The sequence below is a fragment of the Cupriavidus sp. 22TCCZM04-2 genome (assembly GCF_057798895.1).
On record NZ_JBYOJS010000009.1, the window covers coordinates 142041 to 158076 of the forward strand.

At 65.6% G+C, this 16036-nt stretch carries 14 protein-coding genes; 4 read left to right on the forward strand and 10 right to left on the reverse strand.

The features are described 5' to 3' along the window. Nucleotides 1-12 precede the first annotated feature (12 nt). The gene (locus AC3FKG_RS15525; RefSeq protein ID WP_488743485.1) at nt 13-1302 is read left to right on the forward strand and encodes an oligosaccharide flippase family protein; all 1290 of its coding nucleotides are present in this window, start codon (nt 13-15) and stop codon (nt 1300-1302) included. After that, complete coding sequence (gene rfbA, locus AC3FKG_RS15530) at nt 1299-2186, forward strand: glucose-1-phosphate thymidylyltransferase RfbA (protein WP_488743486.1); 888 nt, start codon at nt 1299-1301, stop codon at nt 2184-2186. The genes AC3FKG_RS15525 and rfbA overlap by 4 nt, the downstream gene beginning before the upstream one ends. A 54-nt stretch (nt 2187-2240) precedes the next feature. On the opposite strand, the gene AC3FKG_RS15535 is transcribed toward rfbA, so the two are convergent. Then, nucleotides 2241-3497 carry a right-handed parallel beta-helix repeat-containing protein gene (locus tag AC3FKG_RS15535; protein WP_488743529.1) on the reverse strand — a complete coding sequence of 419 codons (1257 nt, stop codon included), beginning with the start codon at nt 3495-3497 and terminating at the stop codon, nt 2241-2243. A gap of 439 nt (nt 3498-3936) precedes the next feature. Here AC3FKG_RS15535 and AC3FKG_RS15540 point away from each other — a divergent pair, with 439 nt between their 5' ends. Together AC3FKG_RS15540 and AC3FKG_RS15545 are read left to right on the forward strand one after the other, a co-directional pair. Next, nucleotides 3937-5028: an acyltransferase family protein gene (locus AC3FKG_RS15540; protein WP_488743487.1), complete on the forward strand. Its 1092-nt coding sequence runs from the start codon at nt 3937-3939 to the stop codon at nt 5026-5028. A 327-nt stretch (nt 5029-5355) separates the two neighbouring features. After that, nucleotides 5356-5667: a helix-turn-helix domain-containing protein gene (locus tag AC3FKG_RS15545; RefSeq protein WP_488743488.1), complete on the forward strand. Its 312-nt coding sequence runs from the start codon at nt 5356-5358 to the stop codon at nt 5665-5667. Between the two features lie 48 nt (nt 5668-5715). Here the strand turns inward: AC3FKG_RS15545 and AC3FKG_RS15550 are convergent, their stop codons facing one another. The 9 genes from AC3FKG_RS15550 to AC3FKG_RS15590 all read right to left on the reverse strand — a co-directional run bounded on the left by AC3FKG_RS15550 (nt 5716) and on the right by AC3FKG_RS15590 (nt 16035). Next, a complete protein-coding gene (locus tag AC3FKG_RS15550; RefSeq protein WP_488743489.1) occupies nt 5716-6798 on the reverse strand; it encodes a M14 family metallopeptidase in 1083 nt (360 codons plus the stop codon). A gap of 73 nt (nt 6799-6871) precedes the next feature. Then, nucleotides 6872-7633, reverse strand: coding sequence for a hypothetical protein (locus AC3FKG_RS15555; RefSeq protein WP_488743490.1), 762 nt, complete (start codon nt 7631-7633; stop codon nt 6872-6874). Nucleotides 7634-7750: 117 nt separating this feature from the next. Continuing rightward, nucleotides 7751-8569: a M55 family metallopeptidase gene (locus AC3FKG_RS15560; protein ID WP_488743491.1), complete on the reverse strand. Its 819-nt coding sequence runs from the start codon at nt 8567-8569 to the stop codon at nt 7751-7753. Beyond that, on the reverse strand, nt 8566-9588 hold the full coding sequence (locus AC3FKG_RS15565) for a DmpA family aminopeptidase (RefSeq protein ID WP_488743492.1): 1023 nt from the start codon (nt 9586-9588) through the stop codon (nt 8566-8568). Before AC3FKG_RS15565 ends, AC3FKG_RS15560 begins: the two co-directional genes overlap by 4 nt. Nucleotides 9589-9610: 22 nt before the next feature. After that, nucleotides 9611-10522, reverse strand: coding sequence for a glutathione ABC transporter permease GsiD (gene gsiD / locus AC3FKG_RS15570; RefSeq protein WP_488743493.1), 912 nt, complete (start codon nt 10520-10522; stop codon nt 9611-9613). Nucleotides 10523-10537: 15 nt separating this feature from the next. Continuing rightward, nucleotides 10538-11458 carry a glutathione ABC transporter permease GsiC gene (gene gsiC / locus AC3FKG_RS15575; RefSeq protein ID WP_488743494.1) on the reverse strand — a complete coding sequence of 307 codons (921 nt, stop codon included), beginning with the start codon at nt 11456-11458 and terminating at the stop codon, nt 10538-10540. Nucleotides 11459-11537: 79 nt separating this feature from the next. Then, a complete protein-coding gene (gene gsiB / locus AC3FKG_RS15580) occupies nt 11538-13094 on the reverse strand; it encodes a glutathione ABC transporter substrate-binding protein GsiB (protein ID WP_488743495.1) in 1557 nt (518 codons plus the stop codon). Between the two features lie 20 nt (nt 13095-13114). Continuing rightward, nucleotides 13115-15004 (reverse strand): dipeptide ABC transporter ATP-binding protein, encoded by a 1890-nt coding sequence (locus tag AC3FKG_RS15585; protein ID WP_488743496.1) that lies wholly within the window; start codon nt 15002-15004, stop codon nt 13115-13117. 56 nt (nt 15005-15060) lie between these two features. Next, nucleotides 15061-16035 (reverse strand): isoaspartyl peptidase/L-asparaginase family protein, encoded by a 975-nt coding sequence (locus AC3FKG_RS15590; RefSeq protein ID WP_488743497.1) that lies wholly within the window; start codon nt 16033-16035, stop codon nt 15061-15063. Nucleotide 16036 lies beyond the last annotated feature (1 nt).

A 16036-nucleotide genomic window follows, 5' to 3' on the forward strand; every position in this document is an offset into this window, starting at 1 on the left:
ATCAACAAGCCCATGCCGCCATCAATCCGTGCGACCGCTGCCTACCTTCTCCTCATCCAGGCAGGCAACTATCTGTTCCCGCTCTTGCTTTTGCCGTTTCTGGGCCGAGTGCTTGGGGTCAGCGAATTTGGCGTCCTGGCCTACTGTCAGGCGCTGGCGCAATACCTGATTCTGCTGACCGACTATGGCCACAATCTCACGGCAACCCGCCTGGTGTCCCTGCACCGCGACGATCCACAAGCGGTGGCCGAGGTGTACTCGGCCACCATGGGCGCCAAGCTGCTGCTAACCCTTGTGTCGGCGCTGCTCATGCTGGGCGCGGTGGGTATGGTGTCAAGCTTGCGGCAGCACGGGGGAATCCTGGCCGCAGCGTTCGTCGGCGTCGTCGCCAACGCGATCACTCCGTTCTGGCTGTACCAGGGGCAGGAGCGCATGAAGTCGCTCGTGCTGCCAAATTTCATCTCCAAGGCCGTCAGTCTTTTATGCGTCGTCGCGTGGGTTCGGGGGCCCGGCGACGCAGCGCTTGCGGCGCTGGGAATCAGCATCGGCACTGCCCTCCTGGCCGCTGCAGCGCTATGGGGGGTCCACCGGCAGCGACTTGCCACGCTGGTCGCCGTACCATTGCGCGCGATCGCGGCGTCGTTGCGCGAAGGGTATCCAGTGTTCCTTTCCCTTGTGCTGGTCAGCTTCTACGTCAACTTCAACGCCATCCTGCTCAACTATTTCCACGGGTCGGTCGCGGTCGGGCAATTCTCCATGGCGGACAAGATCCGCATGGCGGGCCAGACTGTCTTTACCGTCGTCGGCACCGCGTTCTTCCCGCGTATCAGCCAGTACAACGCCACAGATGCTGCCGCAGCGCAGGCGCTGATGCGCAAGGCCATGCTGGCGGTGTTCGGCTGCTCGGTGGCGATGTTCGTCGCGATCGAGCTGTGCGCGGATCTTGGCATCCGGATATGGCTGGGCGAACCGTTCCACGCCGCGATCTTCTTGCTGCGGCTGGAGGGCGTGCTGCTGCCGGTTACCAGCGTTGCCTTTGTGTTTGGCAACCTTGGCCTGCTCGCGTTGGGGCGCCACCGTCTGGTGCAGAACGTCTACGCGGTGGCGACGTTGCTCCATCTCATCTATGTGGTCCCGCTTGTGTGGTACCTGGGCGCCGAAGGAACGGTGATTTCCGTCATCCTCACCGAAGCGTTCGGAGCCGCGGCCTTCGCGGTGTGCTATCGCCGCGAAACAGCAGCTTCCGGCGCGGCGCCCCTGAAGATACATGAAAGACCATCCACGACGGAGATTCAGGCATGACCAGAAAAGGCATCATTCTGGCCGGTGGATCCGGCACCCGACTGTATCCGGTCACGCAAAGCGTTTCCAAGCAGCTGCTGCCGGTCTACGACAAGCCGATGATCTATTACCCGCTATCAACGTTGATGACGGCTGGCATTCGCGACGTGTTGGTCATTTCCACCCCGCAGGACACCCCTCGCTTTGCCGGCCTGCTCGGAGATGGCAGCCAGTGGGGCCTAGACATCCGTTACGCGGAACAGCCTTCGCCCGATGGGCTGGCGCAGGCATTCATCATCGGGCGTGAGTTTGTCGGCCGGAATCCATCGGCGCTGATCCTCGGTGACAACATCTTCTATGGGCACGATCTCGCCAGACAACTGACCCGGACGAGCCGACGCGAGGAAGGTGCCACGGTGTTTGCGTATCACGTCCACGATCCGGAGCGGTATGGCGTGGTCGAATTCGACGAAGACTTCCGCGCATTGTCGATCGAGGAAAAGCCCGCTTCGCCACGGTCCAGCTATGCGGTGACCGGCCTGTACTTTTACGACCGTGAGGTGTGCGACATCGCGGCAGATATCCGGCCATCTGCCCGCGGCGAACTGGAGATTACCGACATCAACTCGCGCTACCTCACAGCGGGCGAGCTAAGTGTCGACATCATGGGCCGCGGCTATGCCTGGCTCGACGCCGGCACGCACGACTCGCTCATCGAAGCGGCTCTGCTGGTTTCCACGTTGCAGAAGCGCCAGGGGCTAATGGTGGCATGCCCGGAAGAAATCGCGTACCGCCATCGGTGGATCGATGCGGAGCAGCTGAGTCGGCTTGCTTCTGCGCTCGTGAAAAGCCACTACGGCAGATACCTGCAGCAACTGCTCGCGGAAACGCCGCGGGTCAGGTGACTGTCATGCGCCGATCGCGCCAACCGGGGGCGAAGCGCTGTGCGTGGGCATCCCTCAACCCGAGCGTGCCGGGCGCGCTGGCATCGAGGCCTGCAGGCCTTGGCGCAGGGAGGTACGCACCGGCGGGAGGCGGCTCGCGTCCGCGCCGGAAACCGGGATGGTGCCCGCGCTGGAACATCCTGGTGGGGCTGCGAGGCTCACACCATCGAGCGTATTGGCGTCGCAGATAAACTGCGTCTCCGTACAGTTGCGGTACTGCAGCGACAAGGCGAGGCCGCCGATCGCAGCAAAGCGGTTGCCTGAAACGCGGACGCCGCAAACATTGTTCAGGGCCCGGAATCCGTCGAAGCTCGCGCGCGTCACCTGGTTTCCTGTCACCAGTACCTCCGTCACGGCTCCGCTGCCCGTGTTGATGTCGATAGCGGCATGGCCTGCGGCGGGGAGGTCGTTCCCAAGTTGTGTCGCGTTCTGGTCGTCGGAGATGATATTGTTCGCGACCAAGACATTGGTCACGCTGGCCGTGCGATAGCCATCCTCCTGCGCCACCAGCACCGCCGCAGCTTTCTGCACACCTTCGATCCGGTTGCCGGCGACCGTCACGTCGGCACCGCCGACGATAGCAACGCCCCTGCCCCAAGCGTTGCCTGCCAGATAGTTGCCCGCTACGTAGACGTTCTGGCTGAGCGCGCTGTCCCGCTGGTAGCTGACGATGCCCACCATGTCGTCGCCGGTGCCGGTGACCGCGTTGTCCTGTACGAGCACGTCGCGTGAACCGCCCGTGATGTGGATGCCGTCGGCCAGCGTGCCATGCACCTTGTTGCCAACCAGAGCAATGCTGCTGCCGCGCGAGACAAAGATGCCGACGCTCGCACCGCCATTGATGTTGACATCAAGCACCTGGATGCCCTGTCCGGCCACGGCGACCTTGGTCGACGTGGCCGACTCGAGCCGCTGCGTGCCGACGCCCGTCAGCGTCACGCCGACCAGCGTCGAGTTCGCGCCAGTCATCATGATGGCCTGCTCGTCGGGGTTCGTGGCGACCAGCGTCGCGCCATAGCCCGATACCACAACCTGCTCGCCGCGCACTGCAAGCACGTGGCCCACCACATAGGTGCCCGGCGCCAGCACCAGGCGCTGTCCCGCCTGCAGGTTGTCGAGCGCAGCCTGCAGACTATCCGCCTGGTCGACGCCCCCGGGTGCAGGCTGCACCGATACTTCGGCCGTCGCGCCTGCCGCGGCAAACGCGCGGACCGCAGTTCGCGGACTACCAGTCAACACGGCGACAGCACCCGCGACCAGGCCTGCCAGCATGGCGCCCGCGGCGCATGCCCTGCGTAGAAATCGCTTCACGATGGCCTGCCCGGCTCAGCGCCGATAACGGTCTTCAACGGGTTGCCGGGATGTTTCATAGCTGCCGCCTCCATCCAATGCTGGTCGATTTTTCCGCTTGCATCATAGCTTCTACGGCTGACAGGTACGGGCGCGTGTCCGGAAGTTCCGAGATCTTGGCGGATATGGACGTCGGTAGCGCGCACGCGCGGCGCGGAAAAGTCGGCCGAGAGTCGCATCGGCAGCAACAAACTCCACAGAGGTGCGATGCAACGCCGCCCACTCCTCCCTGGCTATTCCGCCAATCCCTCGGCGCTATCGGACAAGCGTCAGCTTATGTCCCGACTGCGGTCTATGCTGCCCGAAAGCTGTCGGCGTCGTTGCGTCAACCGAGGCCGGCTAACTGGGAACGGGAGGGCATATGAGGCTCGCGCATATCGCTGGGGGAAGAAAGGACGAAAACAACTTCAACCTGATGCGGATCACAGCCGCGCTCGCTGTGCTTGTCACCCACAGTTACTCACTGGCCTCCGGCGACGTCAATGACGAGCCCCTGCGCAGGCTGATCGGGATGACCCCCGGAACGATTGCCGTCGATGTGTTTTTTGTGACCAGCGGTTTCCTCGTGACCAAGAGCCTCCTGGCGCGCGGTAGCGTACTCGAGTTTCTGTGGGCGCGTTTCCTGCGGATCTATCCGGCGCTGCTTGTCATGGTTGCGCTGGTGGTGTTCGGCCTGGGCATGGCGTTCACTACGCTGCCGGCCTCTGCATACCTCATCGATCCAGCAACGCTCCAGTTCCTGCTGAAGACGACCACGCTGATCGCCGGCGCAGTCTATCCCTTGCCTGGCGTATTCGCGACCAACCCGTATCCGGATACGGTGAATGGCTCGCTGTGGACCATGATGTACGAGATCCGAATGTACTTCGCACTGGCCGCGCTATGGGTCATCTCGATGGTCGCATGGCGCGCTCACCGGCGCGTGTTCCGTGCGGCGGTGCTGGGATTCACGGCGGCCGCGTTCCTGTATTGCATCTTCGCAATCCTCGGCGGCTCCGCAATGCAGAAGACAGCATTGCCGCTGATGTTCTTGGCAGGTGCCAGCCTGTACATCGTAGGCGCCTACGTGGAACTGTCCGCGCCCGTCGCAGGGCTGCTGCTCGCCGCCATCGTCGGCAGTGCCTTTGTTCCTAATCACCATGTGTTTACGCTGATGTACCTCTTGGCAATGCCATACTTGGTCGTTTGCTCGGCATTTGTGCAGTCGCCTGCCCTGTTCCGCTACAACCGGCTGGGTGACTTTTCGTACGGCATCTATATCTACGCCTTCCCTGTCCAGCAGTCGATCGTCACCCTCTTTCCAGGCATCTCAGCCATAGTGTTGCTTGTGTCTTCCGGTGTTGTGACGCTAGCCCTTGCAGTGCTGTCGTGGCATTTGATAGAGAGCCGCGCGCTCAAGCTCAAGGAACCTCTTGTCGGGGCGACGATGCGCGCGCTGGGGCAGGCCTCATGATGGGCCGCGGTTGAACATCTCCGGGCGGAACCACAGACTAGCCATCGCTCAAATCCCGGATCGTCAAGGAGGCTTCTTTTCCGGGGGGCGGGCCTTGCGCCCCTTGGGCGACGATCCAGTTGTTCAGGATCGCCATTCGTGTGATTGCTCTTGCGCATGGTGAGCAGCGCTCGCGCGATCCATTGGGTCGATCATCTGGAACGAAGCCTGGCCCTGTTTCTGCTCTTGCACCAGCCCGTGAGAACCGCCACCCTGCCCTTGCCGCTGGAGCCTGCTTCGGGGCCGGGGCAAGAGGAAGCCACGGCGGCCAGCCGAAGGATGCGGCAAATGGACGCCGTGATGGCCTACATCGAGTCCCACCTTTGCGCACCGGTCTCGCTCGAGGACCTGGGGCGCGCCGCCGGCATGAGCTTCCGCACGCTGAATGCCGTTTGCCACCATCACCATGGCATCTCGCCGATGGAGCTGCTGCGCAATATCCGCCTGGACGCGGTGCGCACCCGTCTAATGCTTGACCCCAGCGCCAGCATCACCGAAACTGCGCTGGCACTTGGCTTCGGCCACCTTGGCCGCTTTGCCGCCTACTACGCTTCGCGCTTCAACGAGCTGCCCAGCGACACGCAGAAGCGGCTTACATAGTGGAATATCCTGCAAGGGGTTTCCGCACCCCGCGCCGTGATTGGGCGGCTACCGCGCGCGCATGGCCTTGCGGATCGCCTCTGTCACCTGCTCGACCACGCCCTCGCGCCAGTCGTCGGTATCGCCATAAAAAGCGCGCCACATGGCTTGCCTGACCAGCGTGCGCTGGTTTTCGTCGGCTTCCGGATGGAGATGGAGCCACTGGTCGCCGCGTAGCGCGTCAAGAACCTCGGCAACCGGCAGCGTGCCGAACTCCAGCGCGATCCCCGCATAGTCGACATCGGGCAGTGTGCTGGCTACCGCCTGCCAGGCCAGCCCGGTCAGCCGGGCCGAACTGGACGACCCGTCATAGATCGACGTCACCTCGTTGCCCCAGATGGCGCGGGTGCGCCCGAGTTGCGCGTCGTCGTCGGCTCCCATGCAGATGGGTTCGCCATAGCCCCATGGCCCCAGGCCGGTGTGGATGTCGATCCAGCGCAGGCTGCTGCGCCCGCTGCCAAAGCGCGCCAGCACGCGCCGCAGCGTGTAGTTGCTCCACGTTTCCTTGTTGCCGCCATAGAACAGGCCGCGAGGGTCCTGGTACTGGCCGCCGCTGACCGCGGTCTGGTACCACGCCATGCCTCTTTCCGCCACGGCCTTCATGAACTGGGCCTGCTCCGCGCCCGACGGCGGCCAGTGCGCGGGCACCAGCATTGGCGCAATCTCCGCATACGGCGCGTTGACCGGCAGCGGTTGCGCGAAATCCATGAAATTGCGGTTCAGGTCGACGTTGTCCTCGTTGACCCGGCGCATATGGGAAAAGCCGTAGGGATTGACGGCGTGCACGAACAGCAGGCCGAGGCGCGCTTCGGCGCAGTCCGCCAGCAGGACCGCATCGGCCAGCAGGGCCACCTGCGCGCCGGAGCCGCAGAAGCCTTCCACGCCATGCACCCCGGAACTCACCATCAGCACGCGGCGAGCGTCGGCGGGCCCGACCCACGCGACATCCATGGCAAGGTCCTCCCCGGCGCTGCCGCGCCGGGTCGGATGGGGAAACTCGGCTAGTGTTGCGCCGGCGGCACGCGCAGCGGCCAGGAATTTCTGCCGCGCCTCGGCATAACTGGTGGCAAAGCATCCCGATACCTGGCCCATGGCGACTGCCCCTCGCGAACGGAGATGCTGGCATTAGACGCCAAATCGCCTGGCCTTGCCTACGTGCAGTGCGTCAGAAAAGCTGCCCGCTCTCGCCAGGCCGGGCGTCGTCCGGCCCCCAGATCCCGGGCGAACTGAATGCCTGCGGGTGCATTTCGAGGCCCGCGGCGGCGATCTGCGCGGCCGACAGGACGAGCTGGCGTGCCAGCCAGTCATGCAGGCCGCGCAGGAAGCGGATGTTGTCGAGCCGGTTGGAGGCCGCGATCAGCCGTTCCAGCTTGACGTGGGCGGTGTAGACATCCAGCAAGTTGGTGGCCTTGAGGCGCGGCGGCGTGGTGGGGCTCTTCTCGATGGCGAGAATGCGGGCCACCTGGGCCCGGCTCATGTCGCCGGTACGCTGGAACTGCTCATAGACATCCTGCAGTGGCGCAAAGCGCACCGTCGGCTGGACTCGCGGCACGGCCGCGACCTTTTCCATGCGCAGCACCAGGTAGCGGATGGCCGCCAGGCGTTGCGCGGCGTCGCGCTGCGCGACGGTGGGCCGGCGGCGCGGGACGCTGGCAACGGCGAGCGATGCATCCAGCGCCTCCGCCTGGCGCACCATGTCGCGCTCGGTATAGTCCGGCACTTGCGCGAGCAGGGTGGGATGGAGCAAGGCGGCCCTGGCGCAGGCTTCACCGAACGGGTACTCGTGGCCCTGCGCATCACGCAGGATGTAGGCCCGGCCATCGGGAAAGCCATGGTGCCGCCCCGTGCCGCGCGCATGGCAGCGCGTGTCGAGGTCGACGAAGTCCTTGCGTACGGGAATCCAGCCCCCGTGCTGTGCCTGGGTCATGAGTCTGCGGAATGGCGGTATAGCGGTATAGCGGGTAAAGACAGCCCGGCGGGTCAACAGACCTGGCCGCGCCGAACCGGCTATTGTCGCTGATCGCGCCGCGACCGGCCAGTTCCGCTATTTCAGCATGAACGACATCGCCGACAGGCAGTTCAGCATGCGCACGGCCGACTGCACCGAGTCAGCCGGGAACGCCAGCGTGACGCCATCCACGCGCTCCAGCGCCGGCCACTGGCAGAACAGGTCCGCGTGCGCGGGCGTCTGGGTCTGGAGCCGGCAGTTCATCGGAGCATCGATCCGGAACGCGTGGGCCGTGGCCCGTTCGCGCACGGCCAGCGCGGCCGCTTCGCGGATGGCATCGCGCGCCGCCGCCGGCGCAAGCGTGCTGCCGCTGCCAAAGCCGCTTGCCGATTTGGTCCGCACATAGCGCACCCACGGCATCAACGGCCGGGTCTCGTCGATGAACACATCATCGCCGCTCGCCATCAGCACCGGCACGCCGAACTCGCCGGCCAGCGCGGCGTAGAGCCCGGCCTCGCCGTACTCCTGCCCGTTCAGCCACACCCGCGCGAAGGCGCTGCTGTTGATCGTATGTGCCAGGACACCGCGGCTTTGCGCACGGCCGTGGTAGCCGATCATGAATACGCCATCGCAGCCCGTTTCCACCCCGGCCATCATGCCGAGGTAGCGCGGCTTGCCCAGAACCAGCTGTGCCCGCGGATCGATCTGGTCTGGCAACAGGTTGCGGAAGCCGCCGTGCGAGTCATTGACCAGCACCTCGGTGGCACCGGCGTCGAACGCGCCCTGCACTGCGGCATTGGCCTCGCCGGTCATCCAGGCGCGGGCGCGCTCATACTCGCCGTTGCCTGGGCGTGCCTGTTCGGCGTGGAAGACGCCGGCAATACCTTCGATATCGGTGGAAATCAGCAGCTTCATGTCGGATTGCGCAGTTCGGGCATGACGTCCAGTAACGCCTGCCGTACGTGGCCATCACGGCCGCGGACAGTCACGGCGTGCCACAGTGCGTGAAGGATGGCCTGCTCGACGCTGTCGGCCGCCGCGCGGAACAGTGGGTCCAGGCGGCTTTCGTGCAGCAGCGCCACGCAGGGCATCGGATCGGCGGCATGGTGCGGCACGGTGTACGCGCTGGAAAACGCCAGTGCGATATCGCCCGAACCGTGCCCGTACACCGAACCCGTGCGCGCCAGACCCGCGCCGGCACGCAGCGCCAGCCGGCGCAACTGGCGCGCGTCCAGCGGCGCGTCGGTGGCCACGATCATGATGATCGAGCCCTTCTCGGGCTCCAGCGCCGGCGCCGCAAGTCGTTCGGCCAGTTCACCGCCGACATGCCGGCCTGCCACGACGAGAGATTCCGGCGTCCCGAAGTTCGCCAGCACCAGCGCGCCGACGCAGTAGCCGCCGGCGAGCCGCGAAGCCGTGCCGATGCCGCCCTTGACGCCAAACGCCGACATGCCGCGCCCGGCCCCGACCGAGCCGGCCTCAACGTCCGCGCTGGCAGCAGTACAGGCCGCCTCATAGTGGCCACCGTTGACCGCCAAGGCCTGGATATCGTTCAGGTAACCGTCATTGCACTCGAACACCAGCGGGTTGACCGTCGGCAGCGCCCGGCCGATCTCCGGATTGGCCGCGATCGCCTCGCGGATCTGCGCTTGCGCCACCGCGCCGACAGCGAACGTGTTGGTCAGTGCAACCGGCGTCTCCAGCACGCCCAGTTCCTCCACCTGCACGAGGCCTACGCTCTTGCCGAAGCCGTTGATCACGGCGCAGGCGGCGGGCACCTTTTGCAAGTAGGGATTGCCGTTATGCGGCCGCACCACCGTCACGCCGGTCTGCAGGTCGCCGGCATCGAGCGTGCAATGGCCGACCGTCACACCGGCCACGTCCGTGATGCTGTTGCGCGCGCCTGCGGGCAGCGTGCCGATGAACGGCGCCATTACCTGTTCCCTCTGCATGCCGTCAGCGCCGGTCGATCTTGGGATCGAGCGCGTCGCGCAGGCCGTCGCCGAGCAGGTTGAAGGCCAGCACCGTCAGGAAAATGGCCAGGCTCGGGAAGATCGCGACGTGCGGGGCCGTCACCATGTCGGCCCGCGCCTCGTTGAGCATGGCGCCCCACTCCGGCGTGGGCGGCTGCGCGCCCAGCCCGAGGAACGAGAGGCTCGCCGCGGTGATGATCGACGTGCCGATGCGCATCGAGAAATACACCACGATGGACGACACCGTGCCCGGCAGGATATGCCGCATCAGGATGGTCCAGTCCGATGCGCCGATGCTGCGCGCGGCCTCGATATAGGTCAGCCGCTTGAGCATCAGCGTATTGCCGCGCACCAGGCGTGCAAAGGCCGGAATGCTGAAGACCGCCACGGCGAAGATCACGTTGACCATGCCGTTGCCGAGGATCGCCACGATGCCGATCGCCAGCAGGATGCCCGGGAACGCGAACAGCACGTCGGAAATACGCATCACGATGCGGTCCCACCAGCCTTCGTAGTAGCCCGCCAGCAGGCCCAGCACGGTGCCGATCACCGCCCCGATGATGACGGACAGGAAGCCCGCCGCCAGCGAGATGCGCGTGCCGGCCAGGATGCGGCTGAAGATATCGCGGCCGAGCGAATCGACGCCCATCCAGTGGGCCGCGGACGGGCCGGCATTGAGCGCGTCGTAGTCGAAGAAATTCTCGGGGTCGTATGGCACCAGGTGCGGCGACAGGATCGCCACCACGATCAGCAGCAGCACGAACACACCGGCGCCGAGCGCCAGGTGCTGCTTGCGGAATTTGCGCCAGAACTCGCTCCAGGGCGTACGCACGGCCTGCGGCGCCGCGGCTGTCGCGGCGGCCGGGCTGGCGGCGGGCGTGGAAATCTCAGTCATGCCGGACTCCCTCTCTTACTTGTAGCGGATGGTTGGGTTGATCACGGTGTAGAGCAGGTCCACCACCAGGTTGATCAGGATAAATTCGAGCGAGAACAGCAACACCTCGGCCTGGATCACCGGGTAGTCGCGCATCTCCACGGCATCGACCAGCAGGCGCCCGAGGCCCGGCCAGTTGAAGACCTTCTCCACCACGATCGAGCCGCCCAGCAGGAAGCCAAACTGCAGACCCATCATGGTCACGACCGGAATCATGGCGTTGCGCAGCGTGTGCTTGGCGACGACCACGGTTTCGCGCACACCCTTGGCGCGGGCCGTGCGCACGAAATCTTCCTGCAGCACCTCGACGAACGAGGCACGCGTGAAACGCGCCATCACCGCGGCCACCGCGGCGCCCAGCGTCAGCGATGGCAGGATGTAGTGCTTCCAGCTTTCGGCGCCAATCGAGGGCAGCCAGCCGAGCTGCACGGAGAACACTTCCATCAGCAGCATGCCCAGCGCAAACGCGGGGAACGAGATGCCGGACACGGCCAGCGTCATGCCGAGCCGGTCGGGCCAGCGGTTGCGCCACACCGCCGAGCAGATGCCGATCACCATGCCGAACGCGACGGCCCAGGCCATGGAAGCAACGGTCAGCCACAGCGTCGGCATGAAGCGGTCGCCGATCTCTTCACTGACCGGGCGCTTGGTGCGCAGCGAATGCCCGAACTCGCCGCGGACGGCGTTCGAGAAGAAGTTCACGAACTGCTGGGGCATGGGCTTGTCCAGGCCCAGGTCCTTGCGCACCAGTTCGACGGTGGCTTCGTCGGCCTCCGGGCCCGCCGCCAGCCGCGCCGGATCGCCGGGTAGCAGGTGGACGAACAGGAACACCAGCACCGCGACGATCAGCAGTGTGGGGATCACGCCCAGGCATCGTTTGAGGAAGTAGTTCAGCATGACGCTTCAGAGGGAAAGGCCGCGGGCCGCCCGCCCATGCCCACGCGACGCGGGCAGGCGGCCACTCTCGGCTTACTGCTTACTGCTTGATATCGATCTCGTCGAAATTGAACGAGCCGTCGGGCATCACATACGCACCAGTCAGCCGCTTGCTGCGCGCGAACAGCACCTTCTCGGTCACCAGGAAGGCCCACGGCGCGTCCTTCCAGATGCGTTCCTGGGCGTCCTTGTACAGCTTCGCCTTCTCCGCCCGATCGGTGGTGCGCAGCGCACCGGCGATGTCGGCATCGACCTGGTCGTTCTTGTAGTAGGCGGTGTTCAGCAGCTTCGGCGGCATCGACTCCGATGCCAGCAGCGGACGCAGCGCCCAGTCGGACTCACCCGTCGACGACGACCAGCCGATGTAGTAGATGCGCACGCCGGCGTCTTCCGGCTTCTGCACGCTTTCCACCTTCTCCACGCGCTGGCCGGCTTCCAGTGCCTGCACGCTGGCCTTGATGCCGACCTGCTGCAGTTGCTGCTGCACGAACTGGATCACCTTCTGCGCGGTGGTGTGGTTGTAGGCCGACCACAGCGTGGTCTCGAAGCCGTTCGGGTAGCCCGCTTCCTTCAGCAGCGCGCGTGCCTTGGCCGGGTCATACGGCCACGGGCCCAGCTTCTCGGCGAAATCCACGCCCGGCGGCACCACGCCCTCGGCCGGCACGGCGTAGCCGGCGAAGGCCACCTTGGCCAGCGCATCCTTGTTGATGGCGTAGTTGATGGCCTGGCGCACCTTGGGATCGTTGAACGGCTTGACCATGGTGTTCAGCGACAGGTAGCGCTGGATGATCGACGGCGCCGCGATCAGGTCCGCCTTCGGGCTGTTCTTGAGCACTGCCGCCTGCTCGAACGGAATGCTGAAGGCGAAGTCCGCCTCGCCGGTCTGCATCACGGCCGAGCGGGTGTTGTTGTCCACCACCGGCTTCCAGGTGATCGTGTCGATCTTCGGGTAGCCCGTCTTCCAGTAACCGGCAAATTTCTTGCCCTTCAGGTGGTCGGGCTGCTTCCATTCCACGAACTCGAACGGGCCGGTGCCGACCGGATGGAAGGCGATGTCCTTGCCATACTTCTGCAGTGCGGCCGGAGAGATCATGACGGCCGAGGGATGGGACAGCACGTTGATGAAGGGCGAGAACGGCTCCTTCAGCGTGATCTTCACGGTGTTGCTGTCCACCACGTCGGTCTTCGCCACGCGATTGAACAGCGTGTAGCGCTTGAGCTTGTTGGCCGGGTTGATCACGCGATCCAGGTTGGCCTTGACCGCGGCGGCATCGAACGCGGTGCCGTCGTGGAACTTGACCCCCTTCTTGAGCTTGATGGTGTAGGTAAGGCCATCCTTGCTGACGTCATAGCTCTCGGCCAGCACGTTGACCAGCTTCATGTCCTTGTCCAGACCAAACAGCCCCTGGTAGAAGCTCTTGGACACGGCCTGCGAGAGCGTGTCGTTCGAGTCGTACGGGTCAAGCGTGGTGAACGTGGAAGCAACGGCCATCACCGCGTCCTTGGCGGCAAAGGCCGGAGCGGCTGCCAGCGCACCCATCGCGCCAATCGTGAACAGCCCGGCCATCAGCCTGGGCGAAAACATCCGTGCAGACATCTTGATTCTCCTTGGATAATTCAGTAGGCACCGCCAACGGCGTGCCGGGCTACAAAGTGGCCGATTCCCACGCTGCCGGCGACCGGCACCAGCGGCTGCACCACCGGTTCGTCGCCGACCGCGCGGATCGGGCTCGGGATCTCGTCCGACAGCGGTTCGCGCCGCAGATGCCGGCGCGACGGATCGGCAATCGGCACCGCGGCCATCAGCTTCTTCGTGTACGGGTGCTGCGGGTTCTCGAAGATCGCGCGGCGCGGGCCGATCTCCACGATCTGGCCCAGGTACATCACCGCCACGCGATGGCTCACGCGCTCCACCACCGCCATATCGTGCGAGATGAACAGGAAGGCGATGCCCAGCTCGCGCTGCAGGTCCAGCATCAGGTTGACGATCTGGGCCTGGATCGACACGTCGAGCGCGGACACCGACTCGTCCGCCACCACCACCTTCGGGTTGAGCGCCAGTGCGCGCGCAATGCAGATGCGCTGGCGCTGGCCGCCCGAGAACTCGTGCGGATAGCGCGCCGCATGCGCCGCTTCCAGCCCCACCTTCTCGAGCAGCCAGGCCACTCGCTGCTCGGCCTCCTTGCCGCTTGCCACCTTGTGCACCAGCAGCGGCTCCATGATCGAATAACCGATCGGCACGCGCGGATCGAGCGAGGCGAACGGATCCTGGAAGATGAACTGGATATTGCGCCGCAGGTGCTGCAAGGCAGCGCCCTCCATGCGGCTGATGTCCTGTCCGCCGAACTCGACGGTGCCGCTCTGGCTCTCCACCAGCCGCAGCAGCGAACGTCCGGTAGTCGATTTGCCGCAGCCCGATTCGCCGACCAGCGCCAGCGTCTCGCCCGGGTAGAGGTCGAAGCTGACCTTCTCCACCGCGTGGACGCGCCGCGCGACGCGGCCGAACACGCCGCCCGGTACGTCGAAGCGCGTCACCAGGTCGCGCACGCGCAGGATCGGCTTGGCTTCGGGGGACACGGTGTCCTGGGGCGCCTCGGGCTCCGGTGCCGAATCGCCCAGCCGCAGCAGCGGGAACTTGGCCGGCAAATCGGTGCCCTCCATGGCGCCAAGCCGCGGCACGGCCGACAGCAGCGCACGCGTATAGGGGTGTGCCGGGGCGCGGAACACTTCGTCCGAACCGCCCTCTTCCACTTTTTCGCCGCGGTACATCACCAGCACGCGGTCGGCCACTTCGGCCACCACGCCCATGTCGTGCGTGATGAACACCACGCCCATATGCATCTCCGCCTGCAGGCCGCGGATCAGTTGCAGGATCTCGGCCTGGATGGTCACGTCCAGCGCGGTGGTCGGCTCATCGGCAATCAGCAATGCGGGCTTGCACGACAGTGCCATGGCGATCATCACGCGCTGTCGCATGCCACCGGACAACTGGTGCGGGAAGCGGTCCAGCACGCGCTTCGCTTCCGGAATGCGCACGAGTTCCAGCATGCGCAGCGCCTCGGCGCGCGCGGCGGAGCGGCTCTTGCCCTGGTGCAGGCGGATCGATTCCGCGATCTGCTCGCCCACCGGGAACACCGGGTTCAGCGAAGTCATCGGCTCCTGGAAGATCATCGCCACGTCCGCGCCGCGCACGCTGCGCAGCGTGGCATTCCCAGCGCGCGCCAGGTCAATGATCTCGCCACTGCGCCGGCGCAACGCCATGCTGCCCGACACGATCTTGCCGCCGCCATGTTCGACCAGCCGCATCAGCGCCAGCGAGGTCACCGACTTGCCGGAGCCGGATTCCCCGACCACGGCCAGCGTCTCGCCACGGTCGACGTGGAAGGACAGGTTGCGCACGGCTTCGACGGTACGCTCCGAGGTGGCAAAGCGGACGGTCAGGCCGTCCACCGACACCACGCGCTGCGGCGGCAGCTCAATGTTTGCTTGGGAAGAGAGTTCAGCCACTGGCACCCCTTGGATTGCTGCGGGAATTGCTGAAAGGGAACGGCGCGCGTCGGGCGTCAGCCGTAGATCGACACGCTCACCGGGCCACTCGCGCGGGCAAAACCGCGGTACATGCCTTCGGTGTTGAACGGCAGCGTGACGTTGCCGGCGCGGTCCACCGCGATCAGGCCGCCGCGGCCGCCAATGGCGGGCAGCTTCTCCATGACCACGCGGCGCGCGGATTCTTCCAGCGACAGGCCGGCATAGCGCATTTGCGCCGCGACATCGTGCGCGGCCACGGTGCGGATGAACATTTCACCGGTGCCCGTGGCCGAAACGGCTGCCACGTCATCGGCATAGCAGCCCGAGCCGATCAGCGGCGTATCGCCGACGCGGCCCACCTGCTTGTTGGTGACACCGCCCGTTGACGTTGCCGCGGCCAGGTTGCCGAAGCTGTCGCAGGCCACGGCGCCCACCGTGCCGAACTTGCTGTCCGGATCGATCGGATCAGCCTTGCCGGAGAGCGCACGCGCGGCCAGCGTGGCGGCATCGTGATCTAGCAGCGCCATGCCCTCCACCGCGCGGGCACGCTCCCATTGCTCGTAGCGGGCTTGCGTGTAGTAGTAGTCGCGCGATACCAGTTCCAGCCCATGTGCCCGGGCGAAGGCTTCGGCGCCCTCTCCCGCGAACAGCACATGCTCGCTGTGGTCCATCACCGCGCGCGCGGCCAGCACCGGGTTGCGCAGACGTGTCACGCACGCGACCCCGCCGGCGTCGAGCGTCGCGCCATCCATGATGGCGGCATCGAGTTCGTAGGTGCCGGCATGCGTCAGCACCGCGCCCTTGCCGGCGTTGAACAGCGGGCACTCTTCCAGCAGCCGCACGGCTTCGGTCACCGCATCGACGGCGGTGCCGCCGCTGGCCAGCACGCGCTGGCCGGCCAGCAGCACGTGTTCGAGTGCCTCGGTGTATTCGCGTTCGCGGGCGGGGTCCATGGCGTTGCGCGTGATGGTGCCGGCGCCGCCGTGGATGGCAATGACTGCTTGGTTCATG

What these genes read in the sequence shown, in the direction of transcription:
- AC3FKG_RS15525 (WP_488743485.1), top strand. Translation starts at nt 13, where the DNA reads ATGCCGCCATCAATCCGTGCGACCGCTGCCTACCTTCTCCTCATCCAG.
- rfbA (WP_488743486.1), top strand. Translation starts at nt 1,299, where the DNA reads ATGACCAGAAAAGGCATCATTCTGGCCGGTGGATCCGGCACCCGACTG.
- AC3FKG_RS15535 (WP_488743529.1), bottom strand. Translation starts at nt 3,497, where the DNA reads ATGCTGGCAGGCCTGGTCGCGGGTGCTGTCGCCGTGTTGACTGGTAGT.
- AC3FKG_RS15540 (WP_488743487.1), top strand. Translation starts at nt 3,937, where the DNA reads ATGAGGCTCGCGCATATCGCTGGGGGAAGAAAGGACGAAAACAACTTC.
- AC3FKG_RS15545 (WP_488743488.1), top strand. Translation starts at nt 5,356, where the DNA reads ATGGACGCCGTGATGGCCTACATCGAGTCCCACCTTTGCGCACCGGTC.
- AC3FKG_RS15550 (WP_488743489.1), bottom strand. Translation starts at nt 6,798, where the DNA reads ATGGGCCAGGTATCGGGATGCTTTGCCACCAGTTATGCCGAGGCGCGG.
- AC3FKG_RS15555 (WP_488743490.1), bottom strand. Translation starts at nt 7,633, where the DNA reads ATGACCCAGGCACAGCACGGGGGCTGGATTCCCGTACGCAAGGACTTC.
- AC3FKG_RS15560 (WP_488743491.1), bottom strand. Translation starts at nt 8,569, where the DNA reads ATGAAGCTGCTGATTTCCACCGATATCGAAGGTATTGCCGGCGTCTTC.
- AC3FKG_RS15565 (WP_488743492.1), bottom strand. Translation starts at nt 9,588, where the DNA reads ATGGCGCCGTTCATCGGCACGCTGCCCGCAGGCGCGCGCAACAGCATC.
- gsiD (WP_488743493.1), bottom strand. Translation starts at nt 10,522, where the DNA reads ATGACTGAGATTTCCACGCCCGCCGCCAGCCCGGCCGCCGCGACAGCC.
- gsiC (WP_488743494.1), bottom strand. Translation starts at nt 11,458, where the DNA reads ATGCTGAACTACTTCCTCAAACGATGCCTGGGCGTGATCCCCACACTG.
- gsiB (WP_488743495.1), bottom strand. Translation starts at nt 13,094, where the DNA reads ATGTCTGCACGGATGTTTTCGCCCAGGCTGATGGCCGGGCTGTTCACG.
- AC3FKG_RS15590 (WP_488743497.1), bottom strand. Translation starts at nt 16,035, where the DNA reads ATGAACCAAGCAGTCATTGCCATCCACGGCGGCGCCGGCACCATCACG.